General features: G+C 38.2%; 24 protein-coding genes. 7 read left to right on the forward strand and 17 right to left on the reverse strand.

The genetic code is table 11. The annotated features are described in order from the left end of the window. Positions 1–321 precede the first annotated feature (321 nt). The 3 genes from ileS (at position 322) to MSWAN_RS11570 (ending at position 6353) form a co-directional block, all read left to right on the forward strand. Positions 322–3516, forward strand: a complete 3195-nt coding sequence (gene ileS, locus MSWAN_RS11560; protein WP_013826835.1) for an isoleucine--tRNA ligase — start codon at positions 322–324, stop codon at positions 3514–3516. A gap of 109 nt (positions 3517–3625) precedes the next feature. Beyond that, positions 3626–5788 (forward strand): phosphoribosylformylglycinamidine synthase subunit PurL, encoded by a 2163-nt coding sequence (gene purL / locus MSWAN_RS11565; protein ID WP_013826836.1) that lies wholly within the window; start codon positions 3626–3628, stop codon positions 5786–5788. A 4-nt stretch (positions 5789–5792) separates the two neighbouring features. After that, positions 5793–6353: a diacylglycerol/polyprenol kinase family protein gene (locus tag MSWAN_RS11570; RefSeq protein ID WP_013826837.1), complete on the forward strand. Its 561-nt coding sequence runs from the start codon at positions 5793–5795 to the stop codon at positions 6351–6353. Positions 6354–6437: 84 nt separating this feature from the next. Here the strand turns inward: MSWAN_RS11570 and MSWAN_RS11575 are convergent, their stop codons facing one another. The 8 genes from MSWAN_RS11575 to MSWAN_RS11610 all read right to left on the reverse strand — a co-directional run bounded on the left by MSWAN_RS11575 (position 6438) and on the right by MSWAN_RS11610 (position 13674). After that, complete coding sequence (locus tag MSWAN_RS11575; RefSeq protein ID WP_013826838.1) at positions 6438–7577, reverse strand: ABC transporter permease; 1140 nt, start codon at positions 7575–7577, stop codon at positions 6438–6440. Positions 7578–7844: 267 nt separating this feature from the next. After that, the gene (locus MSWAN_RS11580; RefSeq protein ID WP_013826839.1) at positions 7845–8045 is read right to left on the reverse strand and encodes a helix-turn-helix transcriptional regulator; all 201 of its coding nucleotides are present in this window, start codon (positions 8043–8045) and stop codon (positions 7845–7847) included. Between the two features lie 163 nt (positions 8046–8208). Continuing rightward, the gene (locus tag MSWAN_RS11585; RefSeq protein WP_013826840.1) at positions 8209–8643 is read right to left on the reverse strand and encodes a hypothetical protein; all 435 of its coding nucleotides are present in this window, start codon (positions 8641–8643) and stop codon (positions 8209–8211) included. Positions 8644–8669: 26 nt separating this feature from the next. Continuing rightward, on the reverse strand, positions 8670–9449 hold the full coding sequence (locus MSWAN_RS11590) for a hypothetical protein (RefSeq protein ID WP_013826841.1): 780 nt from the start codon (positions 9447–9449) through the stop codon (positions 8670–8672). Beyond that, positions 9446–10435 carry an ABC transporter ATP-binding protein gene (locus MSWAN_RS11595; protein ID WP_161597495.1) on the reverse strand — a complete coding sequence of 330 codons (990 nt, stop codon included), beginning with the start codon at positions 10433–10435 and terminating at the stop codon, positions 9446–9448. Before MSWAN_RS11595 ends, MSWAN_RS11590 begins: the two co-directional genes overlap by 4 nt. Positions 10436–10705: 270 nt before the next feature. Beyond that, positions 10706–11875 (reverse strand): ABC transporter permease, encoded by a 1170-nt coding sequence (locus MSWAN_RS11600; RefSeq protein ID WP_013826843.1) that lies wholly within the window; start codon positions 11873–11875, stop codon positions 10706–10708. Positions 11876–12109: 234 nt separating this feature from the next. Then, positions 12110–13027: an ABC transporter ATP-binding protein gene (locus MSWAN_RS11605; RefSeq protein ID WP_013826844.1), complete on the reverse strand. Its 918-nt coding sequence runs from the start codon at positions 13025–13027 to the stop codon at positions 12110–12112. A gap of 182 nt (positions 13028–13209) precedes the next feature. Continuing rightward, a complete protein-coding gene (locus MSWAN_RS11610) occupies positions 13210–13674 on the reverse strand; it encodes a hypothetical protein (RefSeq protein ID WP_013826845.1) in 465 nt (154 codons plus the stop codon). 637 nt (positions 13675–14311) lie between these two features. Between MSWAN_RS11610 and MSWAN_RS11615 the strand changes: the two genes are divergently transcribed. Both MSWAN_RS11615 and MSWAN_RS11620 read left to right on the forward strand, forming a co-directional pair. Next, on the forward strand, positions 14312–15526 hold the full coding sequence (locus MSWAN_RS11615; RefSeq protein ID WP_013826846.1) for a molybdopterin molybdotransferase MoeA: 1215 nt from the start codon (positions 14312–14314) through the stop codon (positions 15524–15526). 202 nt (positions 15527–15728) lie between these two features. Then, on the forward strand, positions 15729–16886 hold the full coding sequence (locus tag MSWAN_RS11620) for a site-2 protease family protein (RefSeq protein WP_013826847.1): 1158 nt from the start codon (positions 15729–15731) through the stop codon (positions 16884–16886). 40 nt (positions 16887–16926) lie between these two features. Here MSWAN_RS11620 and MSWAN_RS11625 read toward each other — a convergent pair whose 3' ends face one another. The 5 genes from MSWAN_RS11625 to arsM form a co-directional block, all read right to left on the reverse strand. Further along, positions 16927–17601: a DUF166 domain-containing protein gene (locus tag MSWAN_RS11625; protein WP_013826848.1), complete on the reverse strand. Its 675-nt coding sequence runs from the start codon at positions 17599–17601 to the stop codon at positions 16927–16929. 54 nt (positions 17602–17655) lie between these two features. Then, positions 17656–17850, reverse strand: a complete 195-nt coding sequence (locus MSWAN_RS11630; protein WP_013826849.1) for a hypothetical protein — start codon at positions 17848–17850, stop codon at positions 17656–17658. Positions 17851–17998: 148 nt separating this feature from the next. Beyond that, positions 17999–18376 (reverse strand): putative zinc-binding protein, encoded by a 378-nt coding sequence (locus MSWAN_RS11635; RefSeq protein ID WP_013826850.1) that lies wholly within the window; start codon positions 18374–18376, stop codon positions 17999–18001. Between the two features lie 2 nt (positions 18377–18378). Then, positions 18379–18780 carry an ArsR/SmtB family transcription factor gene (locus MSWAN_RS11640; protein ID WP_013826851.1) on the reverse strand — a complete coding sequence of 134 codons (402 nt, stop codon included), beginning with the start codon at positions 18778–18780 and terminating at the stop codon, positions 18379–18381. 48 nt (positions 18781–18828) lie between these two features. After that, positions 18829–19587, reverse strand: a complete 759-nt coding sequence (gene arsM, locus MSWAN_RS11645) for an arsenite methyltransferase (protein ID WP_013826852.1) — start codon at positions 19585–19587, stop codon at positions 18829–18831. A gap of 263 nt (positions 19588–19850) precedes the next feature. On the opposite strand from arsM, the gene MSWAN_RS11650 reads away from it, so the two are divergent. After that, positions 19851–21206, forward strand: a complete 1356-nt coding sequence (locus MSWAN_RS11650; protein ID WP_013826853.1) for an NAD(P)/FAD-dependent oxidoreductase — start codon at positions 19851–19853, stop codon at positions 21204–21206. 231 nt (positions 21207–21437) lie between these two features. On the opposite strand, the gene MSWAN_RS11655 is transcribed toward MSWAN_RS11650, so the two are convergent. From MSWAN_RS11655 to MSWAN_RS11665, 3 genes are all read right to left on the reverse strand, one after another. Continuing rightward, positions 21438–22058 carry a rubredoxin gene (locus MSWAN_RS11655; RefSeq protein ID WP_013826854.1) on the reverse strand — a complete coding sequence of 207 codons (621 nt, stop codon included), beginning with the start codon at positions 22056–22058 and terminating at the stop codon, positions 21438–21440. Between the two features lie 43 nt (positions 22059–22101). Continuing rightward, positions 22102–22518 carry a ferritin-like domain-containing protein gene (locus MSWAN_RS11660; protein WP_013826855.1) on the reverse strand — a complete coding sequence of 139 codons (417 nt, stop codon included), beginning with the start codon at positions 22516–22518 and terminating at the stop codon, positions 22102–22104. A 151-nt stretch (positions 22519–22669) separates the two neighbouring features. Beyond that, on the reverse strand, positions 22670–23893 hold the full coding sequence (locus MSWAN_RS11665) for an FprA family A-type flavoprotein (protein ID WP_013826856.1): 1224 nt from the start codon (positions 23891–23893) through the stop codon (positions 22670–22672). A gap of 204 nt (positions 23894–24097) precedes the next feature. Between MSWAN_RS11665 and MSWAN_RS11675 the strand changes: the two genes are divergently transcribed. Beyond that, positions 24098–24889, forward strand: coding sequence for a V4R domain-containing protein (locus MSWAN_RS11675; RefSeq protein WP_013826857.1), 792 nt, complete (start codon positions 24098–24100; stop codon positions 24887–24889). A 122-nt stretch (positions 24890–25011) separates the two neighbouring features. Here MSWAN_RS11675 and MSWAN_RS11680 read toward each other — a convergent pair whose 3' ends face one another. Further along, positions 25012–25896 carry a hypothetical protein gene (locus tag MSWAN_RS11680; RefSeq protein ID WP_013826858.1) on the reverse strand — a complete coding sequence of 295 codons (885 nt, stop codon included), beginning with the start codon at positions 25894–25896 and terminating at the stop codon, positions 25012–25014. Positions 25897–25914: the final 18 nt, after the last annotated feature.

Below are 25914 nucleotides of genomic sequence, written 5' to 3' on the forward strand. Positions count from 1 at the left end.
GATACAGATAGAGGGGTTTAAAATATTTATGTTTTTAAACTCCTTACCTTTTTAGATGATTTCAAAAGTACATTTAAACCATATATCTTTAGAAATTATATCTTTAAATGTGTTTTTAAGAGATTTTACTTGAAAAAACGTGAATTTGGTTGTTAGATCTGAAAATATTTCATGATCCATAGATTAAGTTTTTTATTTTTTTAATGATTGTTTATTTTAACTCAATTTCTGCCTTTAATTAAACTATTTTATATACTAATAACAAACCTTAGATGTGAATTCACAATAACGAAAAATCATAAAAATCACAGGAGATTAGAAATGCCAATAGAAGAGGCTCAACGGGCATATGAATCAAGGATCATCGAGAAGAAAATCCAGAATTTCTGGAATGATGAAGACGTATACGAAAAGACCAAGAAAATGCGGGAAAAAAAACCTAAATACTCATTTTTAGACGGTCCACCATATTGTAGCGGAAGAATACATCTGGGAACAGCCTGGAACAAAATAATCAAGGACACGTATCTTCGATACAAAAGCATGTCCGGATTCTCCGTCAGAAGACAACCTGGATGGGACACCCACGGACTTCCGATCGAACACAAGGTCGAAGAAATAATGGGTTTAAAGAGTAAAAAAGAAATAGAGGAACGTGTCGGAATTGAAACATTCGTGAATAAGTGTAAAGAATTTGCGGTGGAAAACAAAGGCCTCATGACAGACCAGTTCAAAATGCTCGGTGTTTGGATGGACTGGGACAAACCCTACGTGACCTACGACACCAAGTACATGGAATCATGCTGGTGGACCCTTAAAAGGGCACATGAAAAGGACCTGCTCATAAGGGATAAGAGAGTTATCACATGGTGCCCTCACTGTGAAACAGCCCTTGCAATGGCAGAAATAGACTACGACGACAAAGAAGACCCTTCCATCTACGTTAAATTTCCATTGGCCCAGCAGGAAAGCGAAGATTACACAACCTACGTCCTGGTCTGGACAACCACACCATGGACATTGCCTGCCAACATGGCGGTCTGTGTGCACCCTGACTTTGACTACGCATACGTAAAAGTCAATGAAGAAGTTTACATAATGGCAGAAGCCCTTGTAGACTCGTTATTTGGATCTGACCCTGAAGGACACGAACATGAGGATCAAAAATGCCAGTGCAGCCAAAAAAACTACGAAATCCTTAAAGTAGTTAAGGGTTCCGATCTGGAAGGACTGGAATATAAACATCCTCTTCTAGATGAAATACCGGTTCAAAATGAGTTTAAACACGTAATACTACCTGGTGAACATGTGACCCTTACAGAAGGTACAGGATGCGTTCATACAGCCCCAGGACACGGTCCTGACGACTTTGAAATCGGTAAAAAGTACGGACTGACCATATTCTGTCCTGTGGACGAGGCAGGATTGTTCATGGAAGATGCTGGGAAGTATGTTGGCCAGTTTGTAAAATTTGCAGATCCAAACATAATAGAAGACCTGAAATCCCACAACCTCCTCCTTAAGGATGGGATCATAAATCACCGTTACGGTTTCTGCTGGAGATGTAAAAGCCCAATAATCTACCTGGCAACCAAACAGTGGTTTTTGAAGGTAACAGATATAAAGGATCAAATGCTCAGCGAGCTTGATAAGGTGGAATGGGTCCCATCCTGGGCTGGAGAGAGTCGTTTCCGTAACTGGGTAGAAAATGCAAGGGACTGGACAATATCAAGGCAGAGATATTGGGGGATCCCAATTCCAATCTGGGTTTGTGAAGATTGTGGTGAAATAACAGTTGTAGGTTCTATAGATGAGTTGAGGGAACGTGCAGTTGACGGAGAACTTAAGGGAGATTTCATACACAGACCACACGTGGACGAAATAACCATCAGATGCCAGTGCGGAGGGAATATGAAACGAACTCCAGATGTTTTAGACGTCTGGATAGATTCAGGAGTTGCAGGATGGGCAGCCCTCCACTACCCTGAAGAAAAAAATCCATTTGAGGAATGGTACCCATACGATTTCATAACAGAAGGTCACGACCAGACACGTGGCTGGTTCTATTCTCAACTCGGCTGCGGAGTGATATCCCACGACAGTGCCCCCTACAAAAAGGTTTTAATGCATGGTTTCACCCTAGATGAAGAGGGTAAAAAAATGAGCAAGTCCCTTGGAAACGTTGTTGAACCAGATGAGGTTGTTGAAGTGTACGGGGCCGACGTTCTTAGATTCTACCTGCTCTGGGGTAACAAACCATGGGAAGACCTTAAATTCAATTGGGATGAGGTTAAAAATGTTAATAAGATGTTCAACATCCTCTGGAACGTTTACGTATTTTCAACCACTTACATGTCCATCGACAATTTCAACCCAACTCTTTACAGCGAAAAAGACCTCAAACTGCGTGATGAGGACCGCTGGATAACTTCACGTGCCAATTCAGTTGCAAAGGATGTTACAAAATCTCTGGAAGCACTGCACTTCCACAAAGCCACGAGGGCCATTAACAACTTCATACTTGAAGACCTGAGCAGATGGTACATCAGACTCATAAGGGGCAGAACATGGATAGAAAAAGATAATCCTGACAAGTTAGGGGCATACTACACTCTTTACAACGTTATAAAACTTCTTGTAAGGACCATGGCACCTATAGCACCCCATATCAGCGAAGAAATCTACCAGAACATGGTGAAAGGTGTTGAGGAAGATGCACCACAGAGTGTTCACATGCTTGACTGGGAATTTAACGAAACCCTCATAGATGAGGAGCTTGAAGCCAACATGGACGTTGTACGTGATATAATTGAGGCCTGCGCCAGAGCTCGTGACGTTGCCCGTTACAAACTAAGATGGCCTGTGATGGATGTTTTAATAGTTTCAGAGGATAAAAAAGTTCTTGATGCTGTTGTATCCCTTAAAAACGTTATAATGGAACAGGCCAACACCAAAGACGTTTTATCGTCCAGTAAATTTGAAGATGTAACCATACATGCCGGCCCTAACATGAAAACCCTGGGTCCTAAACTGCGTGGAGACGTTCCAAAGGTAGCATCGAAACTTGCAGAAGCTGATGGTGCTGTCATAGTTGAAAAACTCGAATCTGAAGGAGTTTACAAGGTAGAACTTGAGGACAAAACAATTGAACTTGCTCAAGATGATATTGTATTTGAAACAGAGTTACCAGAAAACATTGCAAGTTCAGAATTTGATGGTGGAAGCATATTTATCAACACAGAACTTACAGAAGAAATATTATCAGAAGCAATGGCTCGTGAGCTTATAAGAAGGATTCAAGACATGAGAAAGGACCTTGACCTTGATGTAGAGGCCAATATCGAGGTATCTGTTGATTGCAGTTCCAAATTCACGGGACTTATAGAAAACTTCATAGACTTTATTTCACATGAAGTCAGGGCAGATAAATTGATATTTGGAATTGAAAATGAAGATTACACCAAACAATGGAAAATAGAAGATGAAAATGTTAATGTAAACATTAAAGAGTCTTAAAATATTTGTATACTTCCTTAAAGTCTTTATAAAATAGAAAATTAAAGGATAATGAATATAGAACAGATAAGGTTGCATACTCCAGATTGTATGGATAGATGGTGATAAAATGGCTTTAGCAGATACTGAATTTGAATATATTAAAAAGGAACTTGAAAGAGAGCCTAACTCCCTGGAATATGGGATGCTGGACATAATGTTCTCAGAACACTGCTCCTACAAGAGCAGCCGCCCAATATTAAGACTGTTCCCAAATGAAGGTAAAAACGTGATTATAGGTCCTGGAGACGATGCAGGAATAGTTGAACTTACAGATGAACTTGCCCTGGTCATTGGAATGGAAAGTCACAACCATCCATCTGCAATCGAACCTTATGGAGGCGCAGGTACCGGAATTGGTGGAATAATCAGGGACATAATATCCATGGGGGCCAAACCAGTAGCACTGTTAGATTCACTCCGCTTTGGATACCTTGAAGACCCAAAATCAAGATACCTATTTGAACACGTGGTTAAAGGAATATCAGATTACGGTAACAGAGTTGGAATACCAACAGTAGGTGGAGAAGTTGAATTTGACGAGAACTTCAAGGCAAACCCACTTGTAAACGTGTTATGTGTGGGCATAGTCAGTAAAGACTCAATTGTAAAGGGAATAGCTCCTAACGTGGGAGACATCTTCGTACTAATGGGTGGGAGAACAGGACGTGACGGAATACACGGTGTTACCTTTGCATCTGAAGAACTGACAACTGCTTCTGAAATAGAGGACAGACCCGCAGTTCAGGTGGGAGATCCCTTCACCAAAAAACAGGTAATGGAAGCCACCTTCGAAGCCCTTGAAAAAATAGACATTCAAGGACTTAAAGACCTTGGAGGAGGAGGTTTAACCTGTTGCATCTCAGAAATGGCTGCAAAAAGTGAAAACGGGGCAGAAGTAGATATTACAAAAATACCTCTTCGTGAAAAAGGAATGACACCCTACGAGATAATGTTATCAGAATCTCAGGAGAGAATGGTCTTTGTTGTCCATCCTGAGGATGTTGACGATCTCATGACAATCTTCAAAAAATTCGAACTTCCTGCTGCTGCCGTTGGTAAAGTCACAGGCACAGGAAGGTTTGTGATGACCCAGAAAGGAGAGGTTATCTCAGATCTACCGTGCCAGCTCCTCTCAGACCCCCCTGTTATTAAAAGAGAGGCAAAAAAACCTGAAACTACTCCAGAATACGTTGAGATTGAGGAGGTTGATCCAGAAGAGGCCCTCCTTAAACTTCTATCATCCCAAAACATTGCAAGCAAAAAATGGGTTTACAGTCAGTACGATCATGAGGTGCAGATAAGAACCGTTGTAAAACCTGGAGACGATGCTGCTGTAATGCGCGTGGACGATGAAAGAGCATTTGCAATCACATCAGACTGCAACAGCATCCATACCCAGCTTGACCCATACCATGGAGGTGCTGGTTCCGTTGCAGAGGCCATAAGAAACGTTGTGAGCATGGGGGCCGAGCCAGTGTGCATAGCAGACTGTCTGAACTTTGGAAATCCAGAAAAACCAGAGGTTTTCTGGCAGTTTAAGGAGTGTATTAAGGGTATGTCAGATGTTGCAAACTGCTTCAGCACACCAGTTATAAGCGGTAACGTGAGCTTTTACAACGAAACAGAAGGAGTTACAGTTAACCCTTCACCTGTTGTGGGTGTTGCAGGAATCATGGACATAAAAGATATCAGAACATCTGAATTTAAAAATAGTGGCGATAAAATCATATTAATCGGTGCCACCCATGCCGAACTCGGTGGATCTGAATTTTACAGGTCTGTGCACGGCGTTGTGCAGGGAAAAGCTCCGCAAGTAAGGATGGAACAGGAATATGGTTCTGCAATGGCCGTACTTGAACTCATTAAAAATGACAGCAATGGCAATGTAACAGCAGTTCATGACCTTTCTGCCGGAGGACTTGGCGTTGCAATCTCTGAAATGACCATAGCAGGAGGCTTAGGAGCCCGTATAGATCTTTCAAAGGTTCCTGCAGATGAAACCCTAACAGTTTCTGAAATTCTTTTCTCAGAATCACACGGCAGATACCTTGTAACAGTTGAAAAAGATGTTGTAGATGAAATATTAAATAAAATTAAATCAAATAATATTTCTGCAGCCATTATAGGACAGGTAAATGGGGATAAACTTGTTATGAATGAATCAATTTCAATTCCTGTTGAAAAGCTTAAAAAATCTTACACAGGAGTTATAGAAAAATTTATGGCATGATGTTATGAAAAAAGAAGTTGTGAGACAACTAGTCCATGCATCCGGTGTTTTCATCGTTATTTTGGGCATGTTTGTTAAAGCAGAGCTTCTAATACTTCTATGTATAGGGATTGTAGTTCTTGTTGAGATGATGTTCAAACTCGACAAACACCACGACATCCCACTCTTTTCAACAATTTTCAGGACCTGTAAAAGACGTGATGATGAAAGAGGATTTGTATATTTCTTTATAGGAATCATATTAACCCTTTATATTTTTAAATTCAACATGGCAATTGCGAACGCCGCCATACTGATTCTGCTTTTTGGAGATTCTGTTTCAACCCTTGTGGGTCGTAGGTTTGGCAAACACCTCCTACCCTTTCAAAACAGGAAGACATTTGAAGGAAGTCTAGCATTCCTTTTTGTAGGGTTTTTACTGGCTTTTACACAGGTTCCAGTAATTCCGGCATTTTTTGGAGCATTATCAGGTATGATCACAGAGGCCTACAGCCCCATAGATGATAACATTCCAATACCACTTGTATCTGGTGCCATCATCAGTTTAGTTATGTATCTAATTTGAATTCTACTTCTAAAACTGTTCAATGGATATTCAATTGAAACTATTCAATAAAATATGAAATTATTCAATAATTTTAATTCTAAATCAGAGGCGTATGGCTCTTTCATGCTTGAAGTACCTCACGGTAATCAAAAATATGAAGGAAGATAAAAACACCGTGGGTAATGACAGCAACATGATTTCAGGATTTATATTTGGTGTTGATGCCAGTTTAACCATCAAAACTGTTGGTATGAAGTTTAAAATGCCTTCAAAGTATGATGAGGTTATAAATAATGGCATGAATAGTAAAAAGGTTGCAAACACCAGCAGCATGGTTATTGCAGAGTTAGCCTCTTTGGTACTGTCAACCAGCATAGATATGAATATTCCCGCCCCGATAAAACCCAAACCTACGAAAAAGAGTATGAAAATCAGGGAAAATGAGTTGTATATTGGTACGTGAAGAATTTCCAGAATCAACATCCATGCAACACTCTGAACAAGAGAAAAAATTAGTATAGGCAATGTTTTTCCTAAAATAACCATTGAACTGGAAATTGGTGCCATTAAAAGAATTTCAAAGGTTTTTCTCTCTCTTTCTCCTACTATGCTGTCTGTTACTATGTTACCTGCAAGGAATATGGGCAGAAGAAGGATAAATGGTACTATGAAACCGTACATGATCTCCACAAAGTAAGGGCTGTCCAGGGCTATACCTGCATCCTGATTCTTTTTAACTCCAACAACGTTTAAAGTCACCAGATTCTGGACTTTTTGGATATCAGAATCGTTGACCCCTGCAGATTCTAACCTTTTTTCGACTTTAAATTTGTTAACAGCACTGTTTACCTTGGTGGACACCACAGGATAAAAAACATTGGCAGTATCCATGTGCACAGTTACATCTTGCTTTGGTTGAGATGAAACCTCAACAACAGCAACCAACCGGGTTCCAAGAAGATTATTTGCCTGATTCATGTCCTTGAAATAGATCAGATTCAAGTTCTGGGCTTCAAGATCCTTTGCAAGTGCAGAACCATTTAGATCCTGTGATATTCCAACTTTAAGGGATGAACTCAAACCGTAACTGTCTAGAAGATTCGGGTCCATTGCAATTGAACTTGCAACTGCAAGACCGAAGGCTCCAAAAATTATGAAGACCTGTACAAAAACCACCAGCAGGTAAATCTTATTTCTCAAGATATCTTGGGCTTCCTTCTTCGCAAGAGTTATTAGTTTCATAATTACCCCTAATAAGCACCATAATGCCATTGAATAATTATTTAATTAACCGTAACCTTCAAATTATCAAGTTATATTATCAAACCCGCCTTTGAATATTCCGGATGTTACCTTCTCTCAGTTCTAGAACTTATCTACAAATTCTACCGATTTTGGTTGTGTGTTATGGTTATGGTTATGGTTACTCTTCCCATTTTATTGATCATCACTTCCCTTCCATTCATTGGTTTCCCAATCCCATTATTAATATTCCATTATATATAATTATTACAAATTCTCAAGATCGAATACTTCTTCAATACATTGTTTCTGGAGGGCTTTGGTAATTCTGTAGGCTAAAATCAGGGAAGGATTGTATTTTCCCTGTTCTAATGCTATGATCGTCTGTCTGGTTACATCTACCAGTTTAGCCAAATCTTCCTGAGTTAAGTTCAGTTCCAAGCGATACTTTTTAATATTAGTCTTCATTGTCTCAGTTTCAATCCACTTTTGTTGAATAATCTCTCTTCTTGGAAGTTACAGTAAATGATAAAATAGTATAGATATTATTACATTCCCTGTTAACATAATTTTCATGCCAGTACACAGAATATGACCGCTTGAAAATCTTAATATCAAATCACGTTCTTATTCAGTCCTCCTTTTCCAGGCGGTAGTTTGTCACCGATTGGATGATTATTCCCACTACCAGGGCTAATATGATGAATGGGTCCACATAAACCCTGTTTTGCAAGATGTTGTAAGTTATTTCTATGATTAATCCTATGTTCAAAATTAACATCATTCCCCATGCAGAATTTCGCTCAGCAATTGCCTCATGCATTCTTTCCCTTTCATCTTTTTTCAGTTTCCACATGACATCCATAATATCCAGATTGGAAAATGAAAACAATACTGCAAATGCTATTATAAAAATCATGTTTCCAGAATAGACAGCGATGGTAATTAACACTAGCAGAACTAACGCCAGAACCCCAGAATAAACTGCACCCTGCCATGTACCTATACTAACTCCCCAACCACTGTATTTCCTTCTTTTAAACCATTCTGGTTTTGCAATTACCATGCTTTCGCCTCTTATTAATTATTCACTTAAATCGTGATTTTCTCCTTATCCAACCTATTTATCATAACTAATACTAAACCAAACGCAGCTGCAATTATTATGGCACTGCAAGCTGCAACCAACCAGTTCGCAATATGTCCTGTGGCAATTAAGCGCAGAACATGCCCTGAGCTTATAAATACTAGTACTGCTATACCTACTGCAAAGAAATTCAGGATTTCCATTAACTTGGGATGGGTGAACCTTAAAACAGACCAGGATGAGAAGGCTGCGTAAGCCATTGGCACCATGGGCATTATGAAAAGGGTCATTATCCACCCTGCAGAGGACATAACCAAAAATGGGTTTAATCCACCTAAAAAACTCCAGGCAACGGAAAATATAACAATGACCGCAAGAACTACAGGATAACTCAATAAAAAGATAGAGATCATTTTACCTGCCCACAATGTTTTTAATGATACAGGAACTGTTAAGATGGCTTCAAATCTTCTTAAAATCTTCTCATCACTGAACTTTTCTTTTATGAAGGGTACACTTACTATGTACATGGCAAATGGAGGCATAACCAGAAAAGTCATCTCAAGGAACAGGTTCCTCAAAGATGCAACTTCGTAATTCTGGGTAAATATGCAGCCAACTGCTGCAAACACGATGATATTTAAAATTATCGTGAAAATATAGTCTCTACGTCCTGTGACTTCCTTTACCTCTTTTAACACGATTGTGTTTATTTGGGGGTTCATTTTTCTCCCTATAGCTTCCTTTGTTCCTTTCAAAATAACTGAATCTACCTGAGGGTTCATGTTTCCACCTTTTCATTCACATTTTTATCTGCAACTAGGTTCAGGTAAACTTCTTCAAGTGATGAATCAACTTTCCATGTATCCAGAATACTCTTTTCACTTAATCGGGACGTATCAAAATCGTTTTCTGGATAAAATGAAACTAAGGGCCCTTCCACTTTTATATCCCGGCCAATGTGCCGTATTTCCTGAGCCCACAAATCAGCATATGCTGGAGATTTAAGGCGAACAAAAAGCCTTGATCTTCCAAAATGACTTATAACATCTTTTAAAGTACCTTTTGAGATCAGCTTTCCTTTTTTTAGAAGTGCAATATGGGAACAGACTTTTTGAACCTCTTCAAGGTCATGAGAAGAGAAAAATATAGTTTTACCTTGATCTGCTAGATCCTTCATCATGTTCCTTATAAGGTACCTTGATTCTGGATCAACACCGGCGGTAGGTTCATCCAACACCAGAATATCCGGATCAGATACCAAAGCTCTTGCCAAAGCCAGTCTTTTGTGCATTCCATAAGAATACTTCACAACCGGAACATCGTTCCACTCCCATAAGTTAACAGCATCCATGAGAATTTTAGCCTGCTCATGCGCTTTTTGGCCATTCATACCGTATAATTCCGCCCAAAAAACGAGATTCTGTAAACCGGTTAAGTTTTCATACAGACCATTAAATTCTAGCATGGATCCAATGTGCCTTCTCGTATCCATGGCTTTATCATCATCAGGATATGGATCTTCTCCCAAAATGTGGACTTTCCCTGAAGATGGGCTGATCAATCCCAGTATAAGTTTAATGGTAGTTGTCTTTCCAGAGCCGTTTGGACCCAAATAACCAAATATCTGACCCCTCTCAACTTCAAGAGATACTCCCTTCAAAGCTTCAAAATCCCCATAAATCCTGTGAACTCCATTTAAATCAATTAAAACTTCAGCCAATCCTTCGCCCCCTATAAAACAAATACCTGTTCTCTCAGTCAGCTTCAAAAGCCCTATTAAATGAACCTTGTTGAATAGTATGAATTAAAATGAAATAACAAATCCAATCTCTCATATTATTCAGAATTACCAGTATGTAAAAAATATGTTACATATAATGTAACAAATACATTACATTGTATTTAAAGATATCGATTTTTTAATAACATTGATGACGGTATTAAATGAATAGAACAAGAAAAGTAGGGGATAGGATGAAATGAAAATTTAATAAATGAAATTTCAGTGAGATAAAAAAAATATGGTAAAACTTCAAATTCAGGTAACTAAATCCCTTAAGAGTCTTAAAATACCCGGACGTGGCCCAAAAACCACATCATCCCTCTTGAACAGTTTTATCGCAACCCAGTAGAATACAATGCTTAAAAGTAATATGCCCAAAATTGCAATGAAGTAATCTCCAGGTGGTATTGATTCCCCTGAGAAGAGCCTCATCACTATGGTCATCGAGGATATGTTTGCTGCTGCAGATTTCCGGGATATGTAGGCAAGAACTGGAACAACCAGAAATCCCACAATTCCAATGTACATGAAGCTTAAGGCTATGCCTGCTTCTTTGAAATTTTTTGCATAGGTGGCTACTACGGTTGTTATACCCACGATAGGTATCGAAGTCAGTACCACAAACATATACACAAGTAAAGGATTTTTTATCTGGAATCCTGCTATTAGAAGTATTATCATCCACATTGCAACCTGTAGTGCTATTGTCAAAACCACCGCCAGGCTCTTACCCATTATGATCTGGGTTTGAGATACTGGCATTGCAATGAGTATCTCCCCTGTCTTACGCTCCTTTTCTCCCACAACACTGTCTATAATCATATTGCCAAACAGAAAAAGTGGCAGGAACAACAGGACAGCCAGCATGACCTTATTTATGATCTGCATTGGAAGGGACTCTCCTGTTGATTTTTGAGTAAATTTCGGCTCTGATGTGTTTTGTGGGTTCAACGATCGGACCCATGATGCAGTTAGAGCATCTCCCACCAATTTGGCTGTTGAACTAACTTCATCCTGAACAACAGCATGTTTAGGGTCGCTGTAATCCAGGTAAAGCTCCAAATTTACAGGTTCCATCCTTCCTATTCTACTATCAATATCAGCCGGGAGCTGTAAAAATCCTGTAGTTTGGCCTTGATTTATCTTTTTTATGGCGTTGCTGTAATTTGAGGATGTTAAATCTATGATTTCGGGGTTTATACTCTTTTGAAAGAGTCCAGATGCGTCTTCAACATCAAGTGAAGCAAATCCGGTGAGTGAAGGTGTGATGGACAGACCTTTAGAAGATTCCAGGTTTGTAACGACGGAATTGAACATTATTATCATTAAAAAAAGTACGGACAGCTGTAAAAAGAATATCATAAGGAATTTTTTGCTTGAAATTGTGCCTTTAAACTCCCATTTGGTTATTGTGAGGAACTTCATGTTCTTAACCCTATAAATCCATAAGATTATCATTTAAGCTGTTACTTATTCAAAACCTTGCTTACCCCTAAAACATTAATTAAACGCATTAATTACCCATAAAATCTTATTTGAACACATTAAGTTACCAATGGAACCCAATTAAGCCCAATGAATAAAACCTACCGCAGAATGGAATATCCCGTTTGAATAATCCTTAAATTGATCTAATAATAATTAAAAACATTGCAAACATCATTTAACCATATTTATGAACACATCCTCGAGTGTGGGTTCCTTTGTACTGATCGATAACACCTTATCGGCAAAAACATCGGTTATACTCGCAATTTCGGCCCTTGAATTTAAAGATATGTGGAATTCATCTCCAACAATGTCCATGGCTTCAACAGATTTGAAATTTCTGATTTTATTTTTATCAACACTTGATGGATCATTTACTATTACATTAAATATTACATCACCATGTACCTTGGATTTTAGGTAGTCTGGAGTTCCCGCATCGAGCAGGGTGCCCCTGTTCATGACTGCAACCCTGTCGCAGAGTTCCTCGGCCTCTTGCATGTAGTGAGTGCAGAGTATCATGGTTTTATCACCCTTTAATTTTCTTATGAAGCTGCGTATGGTGTTTGCGGTTGCAGGATCAAGGCCCATGGTTGGTTCGTCAAATATGAGGATTGGAGGGTCATGAATCAAGGCCCTTGCTATTCCTACACGCTGGCGCATGCCCTTTGAAAAGGTATTTATCTTGTCATCGGCCCTTTCAGTCATATCCACAAGTTCCAGGAGCTCATCTATCCTTGGATCTATATCCTGTTTTGGAACCCCGTAAAGCTCTGCAAAGTATTTTAAAAGGTCCCTAGCTTTGAAACGTTCATACAAATTTGGTTCTTCTGGAAGATATCCTATCATGGATTTGGTCTTTATCTGGTCTTTGTGGATACTATAACCGTCAACTAGAACCTCCCCAGAATCCGGTCTCAATATACAACAGATTATCCTTATTAAAGTTGTTTTGCCCGCGCCATTGGATCCTATGATTCCAATAAGTTCACCTCTACTTATTTCCAGTTTTAGATTGTTAAGAGCTTTTATACCGCCAAATGACTTTGTAATGGAATCTAATTCTATCATAGTATCAGTTAAACCCATATACAACCCCAGATATCCCTTTCCAATGAATTTGATCTCTTCTAAATTTTTTTAAAATTTGAGTCATTCTGTTTGTTAATAAATTTTGTATTAACAAACTGTTAAAATTTACATCTTGCCAAATCAACACAATTTGAAGGGGATGAGTATTCTGTTTAAAACAAGAAAAAAGACCCTGAAACTTAAAAAACCCTTAAAAGGAAGCATACAACAATCACGAACAAAATTAAGGTTAATATGGACCCCATAAAACCTTTAGAACTATTATTATACTCTTTCATTCCGGTGTAGAGATGATTAAGTGAGTAGAGGGACAGGGATATAATCAGAACCGTTACCAAAGCTGCTTCGGCGTAAAGGCCCCAACCAAACATGTAAACAATGGGTGCGGTTATGGCCAGTGCAATGTTATTTATACCGGACTGCCTTTGGTATATTTTGCTTTCAACATGTCCTGAAAGTTTTGAAGCCTCTTTTTCAAAAAATAAACTTTCAATTCCAGTTAAACCTGCTATGAATACCACCGCAAACACAGCAAATATGTTAAACTGTTCTGCAGGGTTATTACCCCAAAAAAATGCAAAAAATATTCCTAAGGGCAATCCAAACCATCTCATTAACTCCAAAAATTTGTTAACATTGAACATGCATTTTTAACCCCCTTTTTAAGATATCAAGCAGCAGAAATGCGTTAACATTAACGCAAAATCTTTTATTAATTTCTATCTTCGAAACTATTTAAAAGATTTTATTAAACTTAGTTAAACATTACTAAAACTCTTAAAAAATTGTTATATTATCTAAATATCGAAATTTTTAATTCTACTCAATTAGCCTGAAAAAGATTGAAAATCAAATTTTTAAACCAGATTATCTAATTCTTGAAAACTTCTCATGTTCAGGGGGGTTGATAATGAATAAATTCTAAAATAGATTCAACTATCCTTTATTTTAAAATTTCCTCCCTTTAAATGAAAGAGAACTTCTAATTCTTATAAAATTACGGGGCATTTGATGATTAAATGATACCACAATGCAGATAGAAAATAGGATAAAATTATTCACATTTCCAGTTTTTTGAAATATTACACCTTACTTAAGGGTATTTGATATTCAATGTATTTAGTTCCATAAAAAAAATCTACGGGATAATCTATGGATAAATATAATTAACCCAGAACAAATATTTAAACAACGTTTAATATTAACTTAAAAAGTTAACCTTCAATAAAGGAAAATCTAATCAAAAAAATCAATAATCATCCATATTACAAGTGAGTTACCATGTTCCTATCAGAGCTAATGCCAGCAAGAGATGCGCTGAGCATTATAAAATCAGTTCCATTAAAGTTAGATGTTGAAGAAATTCCACTGGACGATGCCCATAGACGAGTGCTAGCAGAAGATGTGAAATCCCTGCTTTCATCACCACCATTTGATAAGTCAGCAATGGATGGATATGCACTGCGTGCTGAAGACAGCTTCGGACATTCCCAGACCAATCCTGCACACCTCAAAATTAAAGACAGGATAGGTGCCGGGCAGATGTCGAATGTGACCCTTAAAAATGGTGAGGCCGTTAAAATTGCAACAGGGGCCCCAATACCTGAAGGGGCAGATGCCGTGGTTATGGAAGAGTACACAATAGAAGATGGGAACAATTTAGAGGTTGAGATGTCCCTCACACCAGGGGAGAACGTAAGTCCCATTGGAGAGGACATAGTAGTTGGAGATTTGGTTTTAAGGGCTGGACAGCTATTAAGACCCCAGGACCTGGCCATAATCGCTTCTTCAGGATACGATGAAGTAAAGGTATTCAAGAAACCTAAAATTGGAGTTATAACCACAGGAAATGAATTGGTGATGCCCAATCCTGATATAAGTGGAGCTGAAGTTATAAATTCTAATCATTACACTGTGAAAGCGTTGGTTGAGGCAACAATGGCCTGCCCAACACTCGTACACCGGGTAGATAATGCTGAAATCGTTGAAGAAGAGTTTGAAAGGATGCTTGCAACCCATGATGCCCTTATAACAACAGGAGGCACTGCCATAAGTAAGGGTGATGTTGTTGTGGATGTTGCAGATAAAATAGGGGAAGTACTAATACATGGAGTTGCATTAAGGCCGGGTAAACCATTTGCATTCGGGAAAGTTCATGATAAACCCGTTTTCATGCTTTCAGGATATCCTGTGGCTGCAATGGTTCAGTTCGATGTATTTATAAGGCAGCAGCTCAAGAGGATGCAAGGCATCAACACATGCCCTAAAACTGTTAAAAAAACTGCAGCACGTAAAATAGCTTCAACCCTTGGGAGAACAGATTACATAAGAGCAGTAACAGATGGTGAAATGGTTAAACCCCTTAAAATAAAGGGTTCTGGAATTATAAGGTCCATGGTTGAATCTAACTGTTACATCATAATTGAGGAGAACCTTGAAGGCGTTGAAGCTGGAGAGGAATGTGAAGTCATCTTATACGATTCTTTACAGGTCTGATTTAACTGATAAAATCAATGCAGTTAGGGCCCAGTGATAGTTAGGTTTTTAACAAATTAACTAATAAGGATCATTTGATAAGAGTATGAAATAAAATTTTATTGGAAGGTTAAAAAAATTGATTAAGATTGGAACTTAAAAACAACCTAAAAAAATAGGATTAACAAAAAAATAATTCCTTATTCTAATAAAGGGTGATGACTTGAACGCTTTATGGTACTATGCCATTGGATTTATTGTTGTATGGGTCCTGGCACTCTTATTTCGAAAACAACTGAAAATAGATATTGAAGGGCCCCTTTTAATGAGAAAAACCACTCGGTTAAGGGGTTTTATAGATTCTGTGGCAAATAAAAGTCCCAGATTCTGGCGCTGGACCATGAACATTGGAATTCCTGTTTCAGTATTTTTCATGGGCTTAATGGTGTACGCACTTGTACTTTCATTGAAAATTATGTTCAACAGTCCAGCAGTGGCCATAGTCCTGCCTGGCGTTGATATACCGGGTTCTCCAATTTTTGTACCTCTCGGCTATGGTATCATTGCTTTGGCCATTTTAATGGTTGTACACGAGTTCGGTCACGGAATAATCTCAAGGGTTGAAGGAGTTAAGATAAAATCCATAGGCGTTCTAATGCTCGCCATACTCCCTGGGGCATTCGTAGAGCCAGACGAAGAAGATGTAAAAAAAAGCAGCCGAATTTCAAAGCTAAGGATATATGCTGCAGGTTCAACATTTAATCTTATTGTTGCACTGATAGCCTTTCTAATAATGACAGGTATGGGTACGTTCCTAATAGATCCATCGTTCCACTCAGATGGAATGGAGATAACAAGCGTTGTTACCAACAGCCCATCTACAGGTATACTTTCTACGGGAATGGTGATAGAAAGTATCAACGGTTACACTGTTAAAGACACTACAGATTTCATGCAGGCCCTGAACCAAACAACGATAGGCCAGACAGTTACATTCCAAACAGATAAAGGAACTTATACTGTTAAAACAGGCCCAAACCCCACAAATTCAAGTAAAGCCTATGTTGGGGTGAGGAGCCAGAGCCATCTGGTGGTTAACGAGGGTGTTTCAAAGAGTTTTGGGAATCTGGTTCCATGGATCGTTTTCCCTGTTAAGGACCTTTTATACTGGATATTCCTCCTGAACTTCCTGGTGGGAACCTTCAACCTGCTACCAATGAAGCCTCTGGACGGAGGATTAATATTCGAAGAACTTCTACGCTATAAATTACCCGAAGACAAGGTGAAATTAATAGTAACAAATGTTTCCTGGATTCTTATAGCGATTGTGGTAGTTTTGGTGGTATACGGAACAGTTCCAGGAATATTAAAGATGATCTGAGATTGATTTAACCAAATAATCGAAAATAGTTTAATATTATTTAATTCTTCATCCTTAATTTTTTACTTTTCTCGGCCCTTTTAATGGCTTCTTCAAATGCGTCTTTGTGGAAATTTGCTGCCATTTCCTTTTTACACTCATCATCAGTAAATAATCGCATTTTAGGGGCTCTACATGGGTAATGCTGTATTCTAAGCCCGGCCAATACTGGTAAACCTTCCAAATTCTTGCCAATCATTTCATCCGCAACAAAAAAGGTTGAACCGCAGGGTGAAGTCCTTAAAACCTGGACATCGGTTACTTTACCGTCTTTACATTCTATTTCCACAACGGGTTTGCCGAAGTTGGACACGAATTCATCAAAAATGGGGTTTCCATTTTCTTCAAGGTCACACATGTTTTCAGGACATGTAACATTTCCAAAGCTTTCCACTTGGTTTTTAAATCCTTCACCCCTCCATGCCCCTACAATGATCCATCCCACCTTATCGTGAAGCCTTTCCACAAGTTCCAGGGTGAGGTCAGGGTGGAGTACATAGGTTACCAGGATATCTGCAGATTCAAGCTGTTTCAGGGTCTCTTCTGGAATTTCTACGTTGTCCATGAACATTGACGATGGAGGTTCCATCGCAATGTACTCGCTTTCAAATTCTTTAGATATTGTTTCGTGAGCCCTTTCTCCATATGTACCATCAGTAACTATAACCACCTTCAAAACCATTCCCCCATTTATCTAGTAATTAGCTTCAAGTTAATGAAAGATTTTATGTTATCTATGTTTTTTCTCGCAGATAATGCAGAGATCTGTGTCCCTGTTGGTCTTGAATATTTTTCCACATGATCTGCATTTGACCTGCTTCAAGTCAGATTCACTTTTTTCAACGAACCCAGTCTGACATCCGCAGCCGCATCCGCTGTACATGCCTTTAATCTTTGAATCAAAGCCCTTTTCATCGTCAGCCATATTTATGCCCCCATTTTTTAAGTTAAACCTTAAACAGTCCATAATCTTAACTTTGATTCCAGTGAAAATTCTGAAAGTTAGTTAAGGACAAATTTAGCTTAAATAAAATTCTTTTGTAAATGTTGAAATTGACAGACATTAAAGCTAATTAATCCCTTAATACCTTTTTAAGTCGTTTTTTAACTGCATCAACAGATTTTTCTCCTTCATCATCGAGTCTTGAAACATCGGTTGGTTTTAGATCTTCTTCATTGAGTATTTCCAGAACATTTAAAGTTTCTGCAGCTTCAACTCCCTTCTGCTTCAGTATTTTGTTAACGCAAGACCCTTCACAACCGTTAAGCGCCACTATTGGATATTTCTTTATTAAATCTCTGAATCCTTCCCTGTCAGCTGATGTGGCCCCCATACAGAGTGATATTAAATTATCAGATTCAGAAACCATGTCTGAAGCCACTGCTCTTGTTACCAAACCATATGGGCTCATGCCGCTGCATGCCGCTATTGCCTTTTTCTTGTTTTCCATTTTTAAAATCCACCTTTTTCGTTGAGTATACTAGTCAAATTATCAATTACTCCCACTATTTCTGCATCTGCAAGTCTGTAATGTATCCAAACGCCTTCTTTTCGGCCTTTTATGAAACCTGCTTTTTTCAAAATGTTCAAATGGTGCGATATAGTTGATTGCGGCTTTTTAAGTGCAAATATAATTTCACAGACACATAGCTCACCATTTCGAAGTAGATAAAGTATTTTAAGCCTAGTAGGGTCAGAAAGTGGTTTAAATAATTCTGATTGAGCCTGAAGTCTATTTTCATCTGGTAAAATGACCATTATTTCCTTTAGTTTATCTATTTGGCTTTGAGATGGACTTTCTTCACCCTTGTTTTTTCCAGACAATTTTCCACCATTAATTTCACATGTTTTCATTGAAAACCACTTACCTTAAATTTACTTAACATCTGCCCAAAAACTATTTTATTTCTCTGCTTTTACCTGTATGCTGAGTATTTTTCCCTCAAGCCTTTCATCCATATTGGGTTCTGCGTAGTAGTGTGCCTCAACAATTTTCACATCCTTGAAACCTGCTCCATGAATGGTTTCAAGATAATCCTGCTTTTCCATGGCCCCTGCAATACAGTCTGACCATGCCTGGAAACTTTTACGAGTTTCTTCGGGTATTTCTCCATCGGTTACAAGGTCCGAGACCAGTATGCGGCCTCCAGGTTTTAGAACTCTGAATGCCTCAGAGTATGCAACAGATTTGTCAGGGGTGAGATTTATTACGCAGTTACTGATTATGACATCGATTGTTCCGTCTTCAATGGGCAGATTCTCTATTTCTCCGAGTTTAAACTCCACATTCTGGTAGTTGCCTTCTTCAGCATTTTTTAATGCGGTTTCTACCATCTTAGGTGTCATATCGATACCTATAACCTTCCCAGTATCTCCAACTTTCTGTGCTGCTAAAAATACGTCAATACCCCCTCCAGATCCAAGATCAAGAACTGTTTCTCCTTCTTTAATCTCTGCAAGTGCAGTTGGGTTTCCGCAGCCAACTCCAAGCACCGCATCGGCGGGTATGCTACTGATCTCCTCCATTGTATAACCTGCTTCTTTAGCCTGTTCTATTATGCTTTCCTCACCACCACAACATGAACATGAGCATGATTCTTCTTTGGTTGCCACCTTTGAATAGCGTTCCTTTACGAATTCTTTAATATCCCTCTCATTCATAATTAACCCCCCATTTAAGTGATGTATTTAAATATAATTTTATATATCTAAATTCATGGATATATTGTAGGGAATAGAATATAAATGTTTACAAAAAAATGTTTACAACAATTGATTTGAAATTGAGTTTGATGTAGATCTTGATGTAATCTGATCGATCCATGATTTGATCCATGAAGTTATAAAGAGTTGAAATTATAAAAATAAAAATGTAGAACCATTTGAATTCCCAAGGAATTCTCATAACTCAGGTGAAAAAATAAATGAAAGTTGTCGTAATAGGAAGCGGTGCTGCAGGCCTTACCGCAGCCTCAAACATAAGAAAATATGATGAAAAAGCAGAAATAACCGTAATAACCAGAGAAGAGTATTTGGCATATTCTCCCTGTGCCATACCATACGTTCTGGGTGGTGAAATCAAATCATTTGAAAGTATCATAATGCACGAACCTGAAGATTACAAGAAAAAAGGAATCAATGTTGTAAGGGAAGCAGAAGTTTATGACATAGTTTCCCATGAGAATAAAGTAGAGTACAGAGTGAAAGAAGAAGAAAAAGAGATTAATAAATCTGTGCAATACGATTACCTCATAATAGCAACAGGAGGTGCCCCATTCATTCCACCTGTTGAAGGGATCAATTTAAAAGGTGTTTTCAAAGTCAGAACCATTGAAGACGGGATGAAGATCCGGAAATGGGCTGAAAATATTAAAAACGCCGTGGTTATCGGTGCAGGGGCAATAGGCCTTGAAACTGGTTACGAACTTAAAAAATTTGGCCTTGATGTTGTAGTGACTGAAATGCTCCCTCAAATATTTCCAAGGTCTCTAGACCCTGATATGGCCCTTATAGTACAGAAATACCTTGAAGGCCAGGGCGTGAAGATAGTTCTGGGAAACCCCGTTGGAAAAATTCTAGGTGAGGAAAAGGTTGAAACCGCAGTTGTTGGCGATGAGACCCTAAAAACAGACATGGTTATAATGGCCACAGGAGTCAGACCACAGGTTAAACTGGCAGACAAAGCAGGCTGCAAACTTGGAAGATGGGCCGTAGAGGTCAACGAAAAAATGCAGACATCCATCCCAAACATATACGCAGTTGGTGATTGTGTAGAAGTTGTAGATGCAATAACAGGACAAAACACCTTATCACCATTCGGAACAACAGCTGTACGTCAGGGAAAGGTGGCTGCTAAAAACATTGCAGGCAAAGACAGCAAATTCAACCCTGTTTTAAACTCGTCTGTTTCACAGATTGGAGCAGTGGAAATAGGTGCTGTGGGTTTAACTGAAACAGCAGCTAACTTAAACGGGATAGAAGTTGTTACTGGCAAAATCAAAGCCCTTACAAGAGCAAGGTATTACCCTGGATGCAAACCAATCTATATAAAGCTTATATGTAACAGTGAAGGTAGAATTCTCGGCTGCCAGATAATTGCAAAGGAAACAGTTGCAGAAAGGGTCGATACAATGGCCATTGCAATATCAAAAGGAGTTACATGCAATGAACTGATAGGAATGGAATTCTCGTATGCACCTCCCCTCTCAATGGTTGTGGACCCCTTTGTACAGGCAGCAGAGGATGCATGTGAAAAGTTAAAGAATAATACAATAGAATAGGAATATCTCCTTAAAAAGACTATTTATATTCTATTTTTTTCTATTTTTTATTTTTGTCCAAAAAATACCTATTTCCATCCTAGGGAATCAGTGCTCATGGGGATGTATTTAAACCTTTTTTTTAAACTTATTTAGATCTAATTTAGACTAAATTTGACTTTTATATATTAAATAAGTAAAATAATTGAAAATTAATATTTAATATGGTCTTTTTAATGTTTATAGATAAAATTAGATATTTTTAACTTGAGAAAGTTTTTTAAGAGTTATGTGGTGCCCATAACCTTTCTGTTCTTTATTTATACGGTACCTGTAACCTGTGACTTTTTCAAGTGCCATTGCCGCAGTATTGGTGTAAGGGCAGGTTGTTATTAAAATATTCTGGCTTTCAAGTTGTTTGCATATGGAAAAAAACCTGCAATTTTTAACAATAAGTTCCACTTCATCTTCTTTTATTTCATAATCCATATCAAGAGCAAATTTATGCTGATCTATGAAATATTTCCTTACAGATTCCAGTGCATTTTCCTGTCCATTTAGATCCATTTCACTAGATTCTAACTCTTTAAGGAATGTTTTTCCTATTTCCCTGGTTACAGAATAGGATCCTCTTCCAGATATTGTCCAAAGACCCCTTGTAAGTGCGAAAACCATTAATGCTAATGGGGCTTCTCCTTTAGGGTTTATATCCATATTACCCACAGGATGGAAGTATTCCTTTTCAATTCCACATATTGGACACACCCAGTCATCAGGTAAATCTTCAAGAGGCATTCCCCTTTTAAATCCAAATTTTGGATCTCCTTCATCTGAATCATAGATGTAGTGACATATTTCACATTCATATTTCATTGAAACACCATAAAAAAAAAGTTAAACTTAAAAAATAAGAGATTTAGAAGTACCTCTCAAGAAGTCCTTCCAACATTTTGGCGTGCCTTCCCTCATCCCTCGAGCTTTCATCAAAGAAATCGTGGGCAGCGTCGATACCGCACTCCTTTGCTTTGGTGGCTGCGGCTTTTTTCTCCTTGTTGGCCATCTGTTCACCTGATAACATCGTTTCCAGGTTCTCTTTCAGGGATGTGGAAATTACGCCGTTCATTTCAGCAAAGTGTGATGCATGTTCGGCTTCCTCAAAGGCTACTCTTTTTAAAACTTCTCCAACCTCAGGAAGGCCGTCTCTTTGAGCCTGACGTGCCATTGCAAGGTACATTCCAACTTCCTGACATTCTCCCTCAAAGTTCGCCTGAACCTCTTTTTCTACCTCTGTTCCTTTACAAACCCCTACTTCATGTTCGTTTACTAGATCCATGTTTTTATCCTCCTAAATTTTCATTTATATATCGATTATGCTCTTTAATTTCCTGAATTACTTGATTTATTCCTGTTACACTCATAAATACGTTCAGTTCACTACTTTAATATCTTTTAAAAAAATTTTAATTGAAGTTTAATCAATTTTGTTAAAGATCTTTCACCTTCAAAGCCAGTTGTTTACCCACCTTGTAGCACTGTTCCAATTCATCTTCATCTGGAACGTAATATACTTCGTAAGCATCTGAAACATCAAATCCACATTCTTGAAGGTCTTCTTTGATTTTCTGTGGTGCTCCTCCCTCACCGCCCATGGAACCGAATGTGACTGCAGGCTTTTTAACACCGGTCCTACCAAATTTCAGTCCGCGGAGGTAGTAGACAATATCGCCCATACTTGGGAATGGTTCTCCATAAATGGTTGGAATACCGAATGCAACGGCCTTACTGTCCAGAATGTCCTTAACTATTTCACTGCGCTCGTCCTCATGGAGGAAGTACATTTTAACATCAAACCCTTCACTTATAGCGCCTTCAGCAACTGCATGGGCCATTTTCTGGGTGGATCCGTGCATGGTGTCGTATACTATTGTTATCTTGTCCTTGCAGTCTCCTGTAGCCCATCCACTGTAAGCTCCTATGATTTTCATAGGATCTGTCCATATCTGGCCGTGTGCCGGTGCAATCATGGTGATCTTATCAAGCAAGCCAAGTTCTTCAACTTCCTTGAACTTTTTAAGCACAAGTTTTGATATAGGTGTGATCAAGTTAGCGTAGAATTTCTGGGCGGCATCCATGAGCACGTATTCTGGAATTTCGTTGTCGTATCTTTCTGTTAAACATAGGTGCTGTCCGAAAGCATCGTTTGGGAATAGAACACCGTCTTCAACAAAGAGGGTGAACATACTATCAGGCCAGTGCAGGAGGAATGCCTCGAGAAATGCCAGTGTTTTTCCTCCAAGGTCCAGGGTGTCTCCTGTTTTAACTGTCTTGAAATCTGCACCTTTAAGTGCGGGGAAGTGTTTTATAAGGCCTTTAACTGCTATTTCTGTGCAGTATATTGGGGAATCTGGGAATTTCTTGTGGATTTCTGTAAGGGCCCCGCTGTGATCCTTTTCAACGTGGTTTTGTACTATCACGTCGATTTTCACGTCCTTCCCTTCTTTTGTGAATGCGTCCTTGATCCTGCCCCACATCTGTGCAGAATGTCCAGGGTAGCAGTTGTCTATAAGGGCCACCTTATCTTCTCCAAATACTAAATATGCGTTGTATGTGGTTCCATTTAACGTGTATCCATGATAACTCCTTAAATCCCAGTCTAAAACTCCAACCCAGTACACTCCTTCCTTAATTTTTGTTGCATCTGCTTTCATGTTCCATCCTCCAAGTTTTTCTATTATTATTTTTCGTTTTTAGCAAACCTTTATCAACCAAAAGTTTTGATTGAATAAAATTTGGTTCGTATATCTCAGGACTGTATGCTTCTATACGAACTAGTTCTATATAAAGTTTACTGTTCGCATTAACACGAACCATTATATAGTGTGAGAAACACCATAACTAGTGAGGACAGCTAAATGAACCATGAAAAGAATGAAACAAACGCCCGCAATAAAACTGAGCTGGACAAAAACAGCCAGATCAAAATCTTTGCTACCAACAAAGGTCTGAACGTTATAGACAGCCCAATAAAAGCTAAAATATTATCCATACTAAAAGATGAAGGTTTAAGTGCTTCTAAAATTGTTTCTTTAACCGGTAAATCTAAATCAACCATTTCAGCCCACCTCAAAGACCTGATCGATGCGGGAATAGTTGATACAAAATCAGACCCCTCAGATGGCAGACGAAAAATATTTTACATCAAATCCCGTTACCTGGGTGATCTTTCCCGTGTAACAAGTTTTGAAAAGGAAATGGACAACTACATTACCACCCAGGTTACAAACTCCGATGATCCATTTAAATTCTTTAGATTCATTTTCAGAACAATAAGAGTGGCATTAATGGAGGAAGGTGTGAATATAGACCCCATACTTTACAGCGCAGGGAAAAAGGTTGGGGAAACATTTTACAAAAAATTAGAAGACCCTGATATTAACAAATTAACACAAAACCTTGCTTCATTCTGGGAAAAAAATAAGTTAGGACGAGTTGAAGTTGAAAACCTTAATCCAATTACAATAAGGGCCTATGACTGCTTTGAATGTGAAGACTTGCCAAAAACAGGAAAACCGGCCTGCGCATTTGACTCAGGAATACTTGGAGCAATTTTTTCAGCCCACTTCGGCGAAGAAATGGACGTTGAAGAAGTTAAATGCTACGCAATGGGTGATGAATTCTGTAGATTTGTGATAAGCCCTGAATAAAACGTGGAATATAAAATTGTATAGGGCACCAAAAACACTCACAGATCCCCTAAAACTCGAACCCAAAGGATCATCAAGCCGGTTGAACCATTGTACCAAAATCACTACATTAATCCATCATTTCAACCACTTTTATCAAGACTTTTCATGTATTTCAATTTACCACCACACTCACATATATCTGAGAAATCTTCTGGTTTTTCACCAGATTGAAGCTTATAATAATCACCACAATTTTCACAGACAAAATAACCATGTGATATTCTCTTTTGTTTAGAAGTTGCTCCATCGATTAATTCTGAAAAATCTGTTTTAATAATTTTAAACAATGTTTTATATGCTGTAAACACATCACTTTCACCTATTTTCTCTTTTCCTTCATTTACAGCACTACAACCCGCTAGAAATAAGATAACTCGGGCCTGTCTTATATTGAACGAAGACTCATTGATCCCATAATCTTTAAACAAAAAAAGTGATATTATCTTATCTAATTCTGTGTAAATTTTCTTAGTTTTCCTATTTTCCCATTTTAATTTTTGAAGTTTCTGAAAAAATTCTGAGGTAACCTCAGGAGTTTTATCAAATTTAGCAAAATTTAGCAAATTTAATGCTATTTTTTGACCTACACCACTGGAAAATAACCTTTCAACATCATCAGGTTCAAGTTGTCTTTCCAAATACATAGAATAAACCCACTCTAAAAAGGGGAAGAAAAAGTAAAACGTGTCATAATCTATTAAATCTGATAAAAACTTAACTGGAATGTTTCTCAAGTTTTCATGAGCAAAAACTAAAAAATTGCTTTTTTCCGCGATTTTATTACTTATATCACTTAATAAAGACACTGGTTCTTTCCAATCAGTATAAACTTTGAATAAAGTATCATAATAACCAGAATCAATTAAAAACTGCAAATCGGCCATTAAATCATCTAATAAATCATTAGAATATTTTTTTTTCAATTTTTTTAAGCCGTATTCTCCAAGATCGTTGTGCGAAGGCATAACTATCCTCCAACTAAA

Origin of the sequence: Methanobacterium paludis (assembly GCF_000214725.1) — an archaeon.
GTDB lineage: Archaea > Methanobacteriota > Methanobacteria > Methanobacteriales > Methanobacteriaceae > Methanobacterium_C > Methanobacterium_C paludis.